Source organism: Frondihabitans sp. OV104, assembly GCF_057787745.1.
Genome location: NZ_CM173541.1, coordinates 3,555,269 through 3,567,674 on the forward strand (window position 1 = coordinate 3,555,269; position 12,406 = coordinate 3,567,674).

Sequence of the window (12,406 nt, forward strand, 5' to 3'; positions counted from 1 at the left end):
CGCGCAACCACGGCACGCCCCCGCACGAGGCGAGGGCGCGGTGGCGCTGTGCGGGGTAGGGGTCCCGCTAGCGCGGCGCCTTGCGACCCGACCGCGGCCAGGTGTCGCCAGCGACACCACGGCGCAGGTAGAGGGTCAGCCCGATGCCGAGCAGGAGTCCGACGAACCCGATCGGAAGGCAGATCGCCGCGGCCATGATGGGCGCGGTCGTCAGCATGAGAGTGATCGCGGCGATGAGGAACAGACCGCCGACCATCCCCGAGATGATGGCGATCCGCTCGGTGAGTCCGCGCGCGCCTGAGTTCATACCCCGAGGCTAGGGGCCGGGCGGCACCGGCGCAGTCGGACCTTCGGGGGACACCCTCGAGCCCCCGGGCTCAGGCGGTGAGGCGGTCGTACAGCGCGTCGACATCCCGGTCGACGACCCGGCGGCTCGCGTCGGCGTCGTGCCAGGCCAGGATGCGCCGGGCCCCTTCGGCGAAGGGGATGCGCGGCGCCCAGCCGGGGGCGAGCGACTCGATCTTCGAGGTGTCGAAGATGGCGGCGTGGCTCCGGTCGCCGCGCAGCGCCTCGTCCCAGACGGGCGCCTCCTGCACGAGATCGTGGGTCGTCCGGTGCACGAGATGGGGTACCTCCACGCCGGCGGCGTCGGCCAGGTCCAGCGCGATGGAGTTCCAGGTGAGCAGCTCGGGCGACATGATGTTGAACGCCTCGCCGATCGCCTCCGGCGCACCCAGCACGTGCACGAACGCGGTCGCGAAGTCGTCGGAGTGCGTGATCGCCCAGGGCGAGGTCCCGTCGCCGTGCAGCACGATGGGCAGGCCGCGGCGCATCCGGTCGATGGCCGTCCAGCCGCCGAGCAGGGGAACCTGCGTCCGGTCGTACGTGTGCGACGGCCGCACGACCGTCACCCGGATGCGCCCCGCGGCGTGCTCGTCGCGCAGCAGCCGCTCGCACGCGATCTTGTCGCGCGAGTACTGCCAGAACGGATTGTGCAGCGGGGTCGCCTCATCGATCGGCAGCCGGGCCGGCGGCTTCTGGTACGCCGACGCGGAGCTGATGAACACGTACTGCTCGGTCCGGTCGCCGAACAGCCGGACCGCGCGAGCCACCTCGGCGGGCGTGAACGTGATGAAGTCGGCGATCGAGTCGAAGCGCCTGTCGCCGAGGGCCGTGCGGACGGCGTCCTCGTCGCGGATGTCGGCGGTGATGACCTCCACCCCGGCGGGCAGCTCCCGCGACAGGGTCGTGCCCCGGTTCAGGACAGTCACCGCGATCCCGTTCGCGCACGCCTCTCGGACGCACGAGGCGCTGATCTGGCCGGTACCGCCGATGAACAGGAGTGACGTCGTTGTCATCCGACGATCATGGCACGATCGGCGACCCCGCGGCCCAGACGCGCTCCACCGTCCAGCCGGGCGTCCACGCGACGAGGTCGGCGGCGAAGCCCGGCTCGACGAGGCCGAGCGTGCCCTCGAGGCCGAGCGCGGCGGCCGGCGTGAGGGTGAGGGCGGCGACGGCCTGAGCCGGCGGGAGCCCGACCTGGCCGATCGCGAGGCGCAGCGCCGCGTCCTGCGTGAGGGTCGAGCCCGCGATCGTGTCGGTTCCCGACAGCGTGGCGGTTCCGTCGGCGACCGTGACGTCGAGCGAGCCGAGACGGTACTCGCCGTCGTCCGCACCGGCGGCGGCCATCGCGTCGGTGATCAGCGCGATGCGGCCGGGGGCGGCGGCGAACAGCATCGCGGCGACCCGCGGATGCACGTGCACCCCGTCGAGGATGAGCTCGAGCGTCACGCGCCCGTCGTCGACCGCGGCCACGACGGGGCCCGGGGCGCGGTGGTGGATGCCGGGCATGGCGCTGAAGGCGTGCGTCAGCAGCCGCGCGCCGGCGTCGAAGCCCGCGCGCGTCGTGGCGTAGTCGGCGACGGTGTGCCCCAGTGCCACGGCGACGCCCGCCCCCGACAGCCGCGCGATGGCATCGAGCGCTCCCGGCAGCTCGGGGGCGACGGTGACCTGACGGAGCGCGGCGCCGCCGGCCTCCAGCAGCGCGTCGAGAACGGCACCGTCGGGGGCCGAGAGGAAAGCCGGGTTGTGCGCCCCGCGGTTGCCGGGCGACAGGAGGGGGCCCTCGAGGTGCGCGCCGAGCACGAGGGGGTCGGACGCGCAGAGGTCGCTGATCGCGGCGAGGGAGGCGCGGAGTTCCTGCACCGGATTCGCGACGAGGCTGATCACCGAGCGCGTGGTGCCGTGCGCGCGGTGCACGGCCAGCGCAGCCTCGAACGCCGCGGGGTCGGTGGCGCCGTCGTCGAACGAGAAGCCGCCGCCGCCGTGGCCGTGCAGGTCGATGAGGCCGGGCGTGAGCGTCGCGCCGCCGAGCTCGACTTCCTCGTCGACGACGGCGCCCACGAAGTCGCCGGGGCCTCCGACGGCGGCGATCCGCCCCGCTTCGATGAGAACGCAGGAACTCGCCCACTCACCCCGCGCATCGAGCACCGCCGCATCGCGCAGCAACGACCTCATGCGCGGTTCTCGCGGCGGAAGTTCACCACTCCCGACACCAGCGCCACGACGGCGAACACGGCGCCGACCAGCGGGTAGCCGAGGCTCACCCAGCAGTACGCCGCCGACCCCATGACGGCGATCTCGACGATGGCGCGGCCGACGGGGTCGGTCTTCACCGGCGCCCTCGGCGACCGGAACAGCGCCCAGAGCACGATCGCGAACAGCGGGGCGCCGACGATGAAGAACCAGGCCGGGAACGGGTAGGGCCAGGCGTAGTAGCCCCAGAAGCCGAGGCTGAAGAAGGCGAACAGCTCGAGCACGAACCGCAGCACGTCGTTGGCGGTCAGCGTGAAGCCCCGGCCGCCGTCGCCGCCGCCGCGACCGGGCCTGCGCTTGGGAGTGTCGAACACGGCGCCTCGCTAGCGGAACACGATCGTGCGGGCGCCGTCGAGCAGCACCCGGTCTTCGGCGAACCAGCGGACGGCCTGGGTGAGCGTGCGGCTCTCTTCGTCCTGGCCGATCGCCATCAGGTCTTCGGGGGTGCGCGTGTGATCGACGCGCACGACGTTCTGCTCGATGATCGGGCCCTCGTCGAGGTTGCTCGTGACGAAGTGCGCGGTGGCGCCGATCAGCTTCACCCCGCGGGCGTGCGCCTGGCGGTAGGGGCTGGCCCCCTTGAAGCCGGGGAGGAACGAGTGGTGGATGTTGATGGCGCGGCCCTCGAGCGCTGCGCACAGCTCGGGCGACAGAATCTGCATGTAGCGGGCCAGGACGACCAGCTCGACGTCGTGCTCCTCGACCACGTCGAGCACGCGGCGCTCGAACTCGGCCTTGAGCTCCGGGCCGACGACGGGGCGGTGCTCGAACGGCACGCCGTAGAACTCGGCGAGGCCGCCCAGGTCGGGATGGTTCGCGAGCACGAGCGGGATCTCGACCGGGAGCTGCCCGGCGCGCTGGCGGAACAGCAGGTCGTTCAGGCAGTGCGCCGCCTTGCTCGCGAGCACGAGCGTGCGGAGGGGGCGGCCGACGACGTCGAGCTTCCACTCCATGCCGTAGCGCTCGGTCACCGGCGCGAGCGCGTCGACGAACGTCTGGCGGCCCGTCTCGGAGACGACCTGCAGGCGCATGAAGAACGTGCCGGTGTCGTGGCTCGAGAACTGCTGCGACTCGGTGATGTTGCCGCCGGCGTCGACCACGGCGCCGCTGATCGCGTGGACGATTCCCGGGCGGTCTTCGCAGACGAGGGTCAGGGTCCAGTGGGTTTCGCTCACCGGTCAAGGATAGAGGCCAGGCTTAGGCCGCCGGCACGGTTTCGGGCTCCGGAGCGACGACGGGGGCGCGCCCCCGTCGCAGGGCGCGGTCGAGGATGGTCAGCGCGCTCAGCACGACCGCGATCCCGACGATGACCCAGCCGAGCTCGTGGAGGGCGCCGGTCGTCGGGGCGTCGCCGTATGCGACGCCGATCAGGCTGGTCGACGCGATGGCGCCGATGTAGATGCTCGTGCGCGAGAGCCCGGCCGCGGCGCCCATCGTCGCCGGGTCGACCTGGCGGTAGAGGGCCGCCTGGTTCGACACGGAGGCGAGGCCCTGCGGGATGGTGAAGAAGACCGTCGCGACCACGAACAGCCAGACGGGCGAGCCGCCGGTGAGCGACAGCACGATGAAGCCGCCGACGAGGGGGATGACGGCCGCCGCGATCAGCGGCAGGCGCACGCCGGCCTTGCGGGCGAACCAGAACGAGGCGACGCCCGCCAGGATCGCGCCGGGCAGCTGGATCAGGCCGGCCGTCTGCGACGAGATGCGCGCGACGTCCTGCACCCACTGCGAGAAGCCGTACGTCATCGTGTAGGCGATCCCGTAGAGCAGGAAGAGGCGCAGGTAGGTGCGGGTCAGCGCGCCGTTCGAGGCGAGCATCCGCACGTCGATGAACGGCGCGACCGCGCGGCGCTCCCACAGGATCAGCGCCGCGAGGGCGAGCGCCGTGACGACGAGGAGCCACCAGAGCCCGGACGACAGGTCGAGCAGGAAGACCAGCAGGCTGCCGATCGTGATCGCGAACAGGGCGAGGCCGGCGGGGTCGATGGCCTGGCGGATCGGCAGCGGGGTGGCGCGGATCGGGCGGATCCGGTCGGACGGCAGCCACAGCGCGCCCAGCACGAGGCCGATGCCGGCGAGCGGCACGTTGACCAGGAAGATCGCGTGCCAGCTGAAGGCGCCGATGAGCACGCCGGCGAGCGGAGGGCCTGCCGCGGCCGACACGAGCGACGAGATGGACAGCCCGCCGAGCACGAGCGGCGGCGTCACGATGCCGAGGCGGTCGGACTGGTTGCGGATCGCGCTCATCGCCGCGGGGTAGGCCGACGAGGTGCCGATGCCGATCAGGACGCGCGAGACGAGAGCCGCCCCGAACGTCGGGAGCACCGCGGGCAGGATGCCGGCGACGATGACGACGGCCATCCCCATCAGGAAGATCTTCTTCGGCCCGAACCGGTCGGCCAGCTTGCCCATCGTCGGCTGCGCGATGGCGCTCGCCAGGTAGAGCGACGACACCAGCCAGATGGCCTGGTCGCTGCCGATGCCGAGGTCTCTCGAGATGGGCGCCAGCGCCACGGCGATCATGGTGGTGTTGATCGGGTTCAGAAGGGGCCCGAACAGGATCGGGATGACGAAGCGGGGGCCGAAGCCGGTCTCTTTGTACGTGGGGGATCGCCTACTCTGCAGTCACGGAGATCTACAGTCTAGCTGTATAAATCGGTCACGGGTAGCCGACGAACCAGAGCAGCACGACCGCGACGGCCTGGAGCACGACGGCCGACGCGAGCACGACGACGCGTCGGCGGCGCGTCTTCGAGAAGAGCTCGCTGCCGAGGAGGGGCGCGACGGGCATCATCAGGCGGACGAGGCTCTGCTGCGGGAGGAACACGGCGACGAGGTACAGCCAGTACGAGGCCGTGAACGCCACGAGGTCGCGGCCGAGTTCCTGCGTCGATCTGCGGGTCAGCCAGAACACGCCGGCAGCGATCGCGGCGAGCACCACGGCCACGCCGGCCCACCCCAGATAAGTCGACGCCATCGTGAACCACGGGGTCAGCGGCGTGAAGTGCCGGCGGCCGACGAAGCCGACCCACCACGACAGCTCGGTGTCGAGGTACGCGCCCGGGTGGCCGGTCGCGGCCGTGGCGATCGGCGGCCAGGCCAGGCCGGCAGCGCACGTCACGGCTCCCGCGACGACGATCCGCACGACGTCGCGCCCGGGAAGCGGGTCGGTCTCCCGCGACCGCCACCGCATCAGCAGGTGGACGCCGAGCGCCAGGGCCAGGGCGAGGATCCCCGGCCGGGTGAAGGCGGCGAGCACCGCGAACGGGATCAGCGCGAGGTAGCGCCGCGTCAGCAGGCACCACAGCGCCGCGAACAGGAAGAACAGGAAGGCGCTCTCCGCGTACGCCGCCTGCAGCAGGAACCCCATGGGCCCCACGCAGAACAGCGCGACTGCGAACAGGGCCCGGGGCGCAGGAACTCGCAGCACCAGCACGCGGTAGAGCATCAGGGCGGCCCCGGCGCCGAACAGCATCGCCACCACGACGCCCGCCGGATAGAAGCCGAGCCCCGTCGCGCCCGACACGAACCGGACGATCCCTGGGAAGACGGGGAGGAAGGCCCACGGGTTCGGCACCACGTGGCCGGTCGCGTCGACCGGGAGCGTCGTCGGATACCCGTGCTCGGCGATCGTCTTGTAGAACGAGGCGTCCCAGGAGCCGGAGAACGTGAAGAACGACGGATTCGACCGGTGGCTCGCGAACGTCCAGCCCTGAGCGGTCGCAAGCGCGAACATCGCGCCGAGGAGAGCCGACGACAGCACGCGCGACGCGGCGTAGACCGCGAGCACCGCGAGCCATGGTCTCTCGGTCAGGACTCGGCGCACGCCGACCAACCTAGCGGTGCCGCCGGATGCGGATCGGGCCCTTCGCGGTCGACGGGTCGACGACGCTGCCGCCCTGGGTGATGTCGACCTCGCCCGCGGCGACGAGGCGTCTCGCCGCCCGACGGGCCGGCTCCATCAGCTCTCGCCAGCCCTCGTCGTCGCCCTGGTAGACGTCGCGAGCCGCGTCGGACGGGCAGATGGTCGACGTCGCGGCGCGTGCCTCCAGGAGCCGGCGGATGCTCGCCTCGAGCTCCCGGTCGACCGGGCGCACCTTCCGCTTGCGGCAGGCGTCGCTGCAGTACGCGACCTCGTCCCAGTTCTTCGCCCACTTCGCGCGCCGCTCGATGCGCCGTCCGCACGATCGGCAGGTCTTCTCGTCCACCGGTCCGTTGTACTCGTCCGACCTGCCACTAGGCTTTTCCGGTGACGACGACCACCCGTGCCCGCTTTCCCTGGGCCGGTCTGCTGGCCCTCGCCATCGCCTCGTTCCTCTCCATCTCGGGCGAGATGCTGCCTACGGGCCTCCTGCCCGAGATGGGTCGCGACCTGCACGTCAGCGAGTCCGCCGTGGGGCTGCTCGTCACCGTCTTCGCCTTCACCGTGGTCTGCACCAGCACGGTCCTCACCTCGCTGACGGCCCGGTTTCCGAGGCACCGCCTGCTCGTAGGCCTGATCCTGATCATCGCGATCGGCGCCGTCGGCACCGCGCTGGCGCCCACGTACGCGTGGATGGTGGCCGCCCGCGTCGTCGGAGGACTCGCCCACGGCGTCTTCTGGGCCATCACCGGCGCCTACGCCGCCCACCTGGTGCCGCGCGAGCAGGTCGGTCGGGCGCTCGCCGTGTCGTCGTCGGGCGGAACCCTGGCGTTCGTGCTGGGCGTGCCGCTCGGGACGGCCCTCGGCCAGGCCGTCGGCTGGCGGATCGCGTTCGGCATCCTCGCCGGCCTCATGGTCGTCGGGGCCGTGCTCGTCTGGCGGCTCCTGCCCGACGTCGGATCGGGTGCCGAAGACGCCGCGACCCTCCGGCGCGAGGCCAGCGACGCCATGACCGGTGCGACGCCGGTCGGCCCCGGCGCCCTCGCGACCGGCTCGATCCCGATCATCCGCAACGGACGCCTGCCCCGAGAGGAGGTCGACCCGAGCGTGCTCGGCGTGGTGCTCACGTGCATCGTGACGGGCCTCTTCATGGTCGGGCACTACTCGCTGTACACCTACGTCGCCCCGTTCCTGACGCGGTCGAGCGGGCTCACCGGCGACTCGCTCAGCGTCGCGCTGTTCGCCTACGGGATCGCCGGCGCCTTCGGCCTCCTGCTCGTCGGGCTCGTGCTCGGCAAGCGGGTGTCGCTGAGCATCCCGCTGTTCATGGCGCTCGTCGCCGTCACAGTTGTCGGCCTCCTGGTGTTCGAGGGCAACCCCGTGGCCTCGTTCGTGGTGTTCGTGGTGCTGGGGATCACCTTCGGCGCCCTGCCCCCGCTGCTGCAGACGCGCCTCCTTCAGATGGCCCCGGCCCGCATCCGCGACCTCGCCTCGTCGTTCTACACGTCGTCGTTCAACCTCGGCATCGGCTCGGGCGCGCTCGTCGGCGGCTTCGTGCTGTCCGGCGCCGGGCTGGGCGCGCTGCCGCGCCTCTACATCGTGATCGCGGTCGTCATGCTCGCCGTCGTGCTGCTCTCCGACCGCCTGCTCACGCGCCGGGATGCCCGGCGGAAGGCCGCTCGGAGGGCTGCACGAGAGGCGCGGCGCCTCGGCGCCTAGCGGTCGAGGGCCCTGACCAGGGTCTCCTGCACGAAGCCCAGCCACTCGTAGACGGCCCGCAGGTAGGCGGCCTCCTGGTCGGCCGGGGCGTCGAAGCCGTCGGCCGTCACGCCGAGCCGCGTGCCCAGCGTGAGCCGCACGTCGTTCAGCGTGCGCAGCCAGGCCTGCTCGGCCTCCTTCGACAGCGGCGCCTTCGGGTCTCCCGCGAGGGTCTCGAGCACGAGCGTCGCCGTCTCGACCTTGCGCGCCGTGAGATCGTCGACCGTCAGTCGCCGGAACTCCGCATCGGCGTCGTCGTCGCCGCGATAGCCGGCGGGCAGCAGGCGCGCGACGGCCGGGTCGGCCTCGTCGCGCTCCTCCAGCAGGGTCACGATCTGCGAGACGAGCTGCTCGATGAGCGACCTCTCGTGACCGGCGAACGAGAAGTGGACGCCGTCGCGCTTCCGGGAGAACGGGAACAGGCTCACTCGTCGGCCTTCGACACGGTCGCCCAGAGTCCGTAGCCGTGCAGCGCCTCGACGTGCATCTCCATCTGCTCCCGTGCGCCGGTCGCGACGACGGCCTTGCCCTTCGTGTGCACCTGCATCATCAGCCGCTCCGCCTCCTTCGACTGGAATCCGAAGTACGTGCGGAAGACGAACGACACGTACGACATCAGGTTGATGGGGTCGTCCCAGACGAGCGTCACCCAGGGGACGTCGGGGGCTTCGAGACGACGCAGGTCGGTCTCGTCGAGGGTCATGCTCACAGAGTCCAGGGTGGCACGACTTATTGAGAGCCGTGCCTGTGAGTTGTTATGCTCCAGGAGTCGCAACTGGCGTTCGGGTGGTCTACCACCGGGGAGCGACTCACACGGTCGGCAGCCGTACGCCTGGGCTGCCGCTGGACCATCTCCTTCTATCCGTGTGCATTGGAGCTTTCCATGACTGTCACCTCAGATCGCCTGCCCTCCACCTTCAACGCCCCGCTCTCGGAGGTCGACCCCGAGATCGCAGCGGTCCTCGAGCAGGAGCTCGGCCGCCAGCGCGACTACCTCGAGATGATCGCCAGCGAGAACTTCGTCCCGCGCGCCGTGCTCGAGTCGCAGGGCTCCGTGCTCACGAACAAGTACGCCGAGGGCTACCCGGGCCGCCGCTACTACGGCGGCTGCGAGTTCGTCGACATCGCCGAGAACCTCGCCATCGAGCGTGCCAAGAAGCTCTTCGGCGCCGACTTCGCCAACGTCCAGCCGCACTCCGGCGCACAGGCCAACGCGGCCGTCCTCGCCGCGATCGCGACCCCCGGCGACACCATCCTCGGCCTCGAGCTCTCGCACGGCGGCCACCTCACGCACGGCATGAAGCTCAACTTCTCGGGCAAGCTCTACAACGCCGTCGCCTACGAGGTCGACCCGAAGACCTACCTGATCGACATGGAGACCGTCCGCCAGCAGGCGCTCGAGCACAAGCCGAAGGTCATCATCGCCGGCTGGTCCGCGTACCCCCGCCAGCTCGACTTCGCCGCGTTCCGCGCCATCGCCGACGAGGTCGGCGCGTACCTGTGGGTCGACATGGCGCACTTCGCCGGGCTCGTCGCCGCGGGCCTCCACCCGTCGCCGCTCCCGCACGCCCACGTGGTGTCGTCGACGGTGCACAAGACGCTCGCCGGCCCGCGCTCGGGCGTGATCCTCTCCAACGAGGAGTCGCTCTTCAAGAAGCTCAACTCGGCCGTCTTCCCCGGCCAGCAGGGCGGACCGCTCATGCACGTCATCGCCGCCAAGGCGACCGCGTTCAAGCTCGCGGCCGAGCCCGAGTTCAAGGACCGCCAGGAGCGCACCATCCGCGGTGCCAAGCTGCTCGCCTCGCGGCTGATGGAGGCCGACGCGAAGGCCGCCGGCGTCGACGTCCTCACCGGCGGCACCGACGTGCACCTCGTGCTCGTCGACCTCCGCGCCAGCGAGGTCGACGGCAAGCAGGCCGAGAACCTCCTCCACGAGGTCGGCATCACCGTCAACCGCAACTCGGTGCCGTGGGATCCTCGCCCGCCGATGACCACGTCGGGCGTCCGCATCGGCACGCCGGCGCTCGCGACCCGCGGCTTCGGCGACGTCGAGTTCACCGAGGTGGCCGACATCATCGCTCTGACCCTGATGCCGAACCCCGACATCGCGGCCCTCGCCGCCCGCGTGAAGGCGCTCACCGAGGCCTTCCCGCTCTACGCCTGATGTCGGCAGAGATCGGCGTCAGCCGGGCAGTCTCCATCGACGGCACCGCCCTGGCGGCGTCCGTCAAGGACGACCTCCGGGAGCGCGTCGCCGCCCTCAAGGCGACCGGCGTGCACCCGGGGCTCGGCACGATCCTGGTCGGCTCGAACCCGGGCTCGCTCTCGTACATCGCGGGCAAGCACCGCGACTGCGCCGAGGTCGGCATCGAGTCGATCCGCCTCGACCTGCCCGAGACGGCGTCCGAGAGCGACATCCGCGACGCCATCCGGTTCATGAACCAGAACCCCCTCGTGACGGCGTTCATCATCCAGCTGCCGCTGCCCGACGGGATCGACCCGACGTCGATGCTCGAGCTGATGGACCCGTCGAAGGACGCCGACGGGCTGCACCCGCTGAACCTCGGCGAGCTGGTGCTGGCCGTGCCCGGCGGCAAGGGCTCGATCGACACCCCGCTGCCGTGCACCCCGCGCGGCATCGTCGAGATGCTCCGCGCCTACGACATCCCGATCGAGGGGCGTCACGTCACGATCATCGGCCAGGGCCTCACGGTCGGGCGCCCCCTCGGGCTCCTGCTCACGCGCCTGGAAGCGACGGCGACCCTGACCCACTCGCGCACGGTCGATGTGGCAGCCGAGGTGCGCCGAGCCGACATCGTCATCGCCGCGGCCGGGGTCGCCGGCCTGGTCAAGCCCGACTGGGTGAAGCCCGGCGCCGCGGTCATCGACGTGGGCATCACGCGCGTGCTGAACGAGGAGACCGGCAAGTACAAGCTGCGCGGCGACGTCGACCCGTCGGTCGCCTCCGTCGCGGGGTACCTCTCGCCCGTCCCCGGCGGAGTCGGCCCGATGACCCGCGCCATGCTCCTCAAGAACGTGGTCGAGGCGGCCGAGCGCCGCTAGCCGCGGCCGTCCTCCGGCGCCTCGCCGTCGGCGCCCTGCCCGCGGCCGGTGCTGGCCTCAGCCCCGCCGAATCGGCACATCCCCTCCAGCGTTTTGGCGGGGCCGCGCCGCTCCGGCGGGGCTCCGTCGCGGCACACCGGCACGCCGGAGCCGCTCCTCCAGCAGAGCGGGCGTCCGGGCCACGCGGTAGTTCCAGCGCACCACCCGGTTGACGTCGTGCCGGTCGAGGAGTTCCTCCGTCCGCCATTTCTCGTCCACGACCACCTGCTCGGCGCTCCGGCCCCCGCGCATCGCGGCCGAGAGGTACTTCTCGTCTCCGTCGAACTCTCCTGCGACGCCGACCCCGCTCCAGTAGAAGTCGGTTCGCGCCACGACGCGATCGTCTTCCGTGAACTCCTTCTGCAATTCGGGCGGCTCGAACCCGAGCAGCAGCATCTGCGCGTGGCTGATCGACTCGCCCGGCGATTCGGAGTCGGCCGAAGCGAAGTCGATCGCGCGACTGACGGCCACCCGGCGCCGGGCCTTCTCGCGTCGGCCGAGCGCCGCCCGCAGATCGTCGTGGGTGACACCGTAGTAGCGGAGCGCATGGTCGAACACGAGCAGCGCGACCAGGAAGCCGTCGCGAAGCGCGAGGTCGAGGGCGGTTCGCGTGACACTCGTGACCAGGAACTCCCGGCCGCCCACCACATCGGCCTCGTCCAGGGGGCCCACGTGCCGAGCCACCAGTCCGCGCGTCAACGGGGTCTCGCGCGCCGGGTCGATCACGTGCACGCGGCCTGGCCAGCCGTCGAGTGACGGCATCCGCCAGAGGGCCGCCGCCGAGTCGTGCGACACCACGACGTCGGGCGACAACCGCGCCATCTGCGCACGGATCACGACCTCGTACTGTGTGCGCTCGGACAGCGCGCGCCATTCGGCAGCATCGACGTAGCTTCCCGGAGCGACCCGGTGCAGGAGCCCCCGAGCGTGGTCGGTCCGGAGCCCTCGGTCGTCGAGACCTATGCGTCGGCGGTCGGCGGTGCGGAGGATCAGGGGGAGCTCGTCGGTCATGCACCGATGGTGTCCGATGGCCTCGCCCCCGCGCGGCACGATCCGCCGATCTGTGGAGAGCCCGCCATGAGGAGC

Annotated in this window: 14 protein-coding genes and 1 riboswitch; of the genes, 3 read left to right on the top strand and 11 right to left on the bottom strand. The window is 71.4% G+C overall.

Annotated elements, in window-relative coordinates; all coding sequences use genetic code 11:
* Positions 1 to 67 precede the first annotated feature (67 nt).
* The 8 genes from AC3CBB_RS16840 to AC3CBB_RS16875 form a co-directional block, all read right to left on the bottom strand.
* The gene (locus tag AC3CBB_RS16840) at positions 68 to 307 is read right to left on the bottom strand and encodes a hypothetical protein (RefSeq protein WP_488625453.1); all 240 of its coding nucleotides are present in this window, start codon (positions 305 to 307) and stop codon (positions 68 to 70) included.
* Between the two features lie 70 nt (positions 308 to 377).
* A complete protein-coding gene (locus tag AC3CBB_RS16845; protein WP_488625454.1) occupies positions 378 to 1,358 on the bottom strand; it encodes an NAD-dependent epimerase/dehydratase family protein in 981 nt (326 codons plus the stop codon).
* Positions 1,359 to 1,365: 7 nt separating this feature from the next.
* Positions 1,366 to 2,520 (bottom strand): N-acetylglucosamine-6-phosphate deacetylase, encoded by a 1,155-nt coding sequence (gene nagA, locus AC3CBB_RS16850; protein WP_488625455.1) that lies wholly within the window; start codon positions 2,518 to 2,520, stop codon positions 1,366 to 1,368.
* Positions 2,517 to 2,912 (bottom strand): YrdB family protein, encoded by a 396-nt coding sequence (locus AC3CBB_RS16855; RefSeq protein WP_488625456.1) that lies wholly within the window; start codon positions 2,910 to 2,912, stop codon positions 2,517 to 2,519. Before AC3CBB_RS16855 ends, nagA begins: the two co-directional genes overlap by 4 nt.
* A gap of 9 nt (positions 2,913 to 2,921) precedes the next feature.
* Positions 2,922 to 3,773, bottom strand: coding sequence for a formyltetrahydrofolate deformylase (purU, locus tag AC3CBB_RS16860; protein WP_123507020.1), 852 nt, complete (start codon positions 3,771 to 3,773; stop codon positions 2,922 to 2,924).
* A 22-nt stretch (positions 3,774 to 3,795) separates the two neighbouring features.
* Positions 3,796 to 5,223: an MFS transporter gene (locus AC3CBB_RS16865; RefSeq protein WP_488626759.1), complete on the bottom strand. Its 1,428-nt coding sequence runs from the start codon at positions 5,221 to 5,223 to the stop codon at positions 3,796 to 3,798.
* A 34-nt stretch (positions 5,224 to 5,257) separates the two neighbouring features.
* Positions 5,258 to 6,424 (bottom strand): hypothetical protein, encoded by a 1,167-nt coding sequence (locus tag AC3CBB_RS16870; RefSeq protein ID WP_488625457.1) that lies wholly within the window; start codon positions 6,422 to 6,424, stop codon positions 5,258 to 5,260.
* 10 nt (positions 6,425 to 6,434) lie between these two features.
* The gene (locus AC3CBB_RS16875) at positions 6,435 to 6,806 is read right to left on the bottom strand and encodes a DUF3253 domain-containing protein (RefSeq protein ID WP_123507023.1); all 372 of its coding nucleotides are present in this window, start codon (positions 6,804 to 6,806) and stop codon (positions 6,435 to 6,437) included.
* 41 nt (positions 6,807 to 6,847) lie between these two features.
* Here AC3CBB_RS16875 and AC3CBB_RS16880 point away from each other — a divergent pair, with 41 nt between their 5' ends.
* Positions 6,848 to 8,179: an MFS transporter gene (locus tag AC3CBB_RS16880; RefSeq protein ID WP_233580049.1), complete on the top strand. Its 1,332-nt coding sequence runs from the start codon at positions 6,848 to 6,850 to the stop codon at positions 8,177 to 8,179.
* On the opposite strand, the gene AC3CBB_RS16885 is transcribed toward AC3CBB_RS16880, so the two are convergent.
* Together AC3CBB_RS16885 and clpS are read right to left on the bottom strand one after the other, a co-directional pair.
* Positions 8,176 to 8,646, bottom strand: a complete 471-nt coding sequence (locus AC3CBB_RS16885) for a DUF2017 domain-containing protein (RefSeq protein ID WP_158614266.1) — start codon at positions 8,644 to 8,646, stop codon at positions 8,176 to 8,178. The genes AC3CBB_RS16880 and AC3CBB_RS16885 overlap by 4 nt on opposite strands.
* On the bottom strand, positions 8,643 to 8,921 hold the full coding sequence (gene clpS, locus AC3CBB_RS16890; RefSeq protein ID WP_123507025.1) for an ATP-dependent Clp protease adapter ClpS: 279 nt from the start codon (positions 8,919 to 8,921) through the stop codon (positions 8,643 to 8,645). Before clpS ends, AC3CBB_RS16885 begins: the two co-directional genes overlap by 4 nt.
* A 58-nt stretch (positions 8,922 to 8,979) precedes the next feature.
* A riboswitch (ZMP/ZTP riboswitch) is annotated at positions 8,980 to 9,063 on the top strand.
* Between the two features lie 38 nt (positions 9,064 to 9,101).
* Here clpS and glyA point away from each other — a divergent pair.
* Both glyA and AC3CBB_RS16900 read left to right on the top strand, forming a co-directional pair.
* A complete protein-coding gene (gene glyA / locus AC3CBB_RS16895) occupies positions 9,102 to 10,382 on the top strand; it encodes a serine hydroxymethyltransferase (protein ID WP_123507026.1) in 1,281 nt (426 codons plus the stop codon).
* Positions 10,382 to 11,281, top strand: coding sequence for a bifunctional methylenetetrahydrofolate dehydrogenase/methenyltetrahydrofolate cyclohydrolase (locus AC3CBB_RS16900; RefSeq protein WP_488625458.1), 900 nt, complete (start codon positions 10,382 to 10,384; stop codon positions 11,279 to 11,281). The genes glyA and AC3CBB_RS16900 overlap by 1 nt, the downstream gene beginning before the upstream one ends.
* Before the next feature lie 57 nt (positions 11,282 to 11,338).
* Here AC3CBB_RS16900 and AC3CBB_RS16905 read toward each other — a convergent pair whose 3' ends face one another.
* Entirely contained in the window at positions 11,339 to 12,331 is a 993-nt protein-coding gene (locus AC3CBB_RS16905; protein WP_488625459.1) for a hypothetical protein, read from the bottom strand.
* Positions 12,332 to 12,406 lie beyond the last annotated feature (75 nt).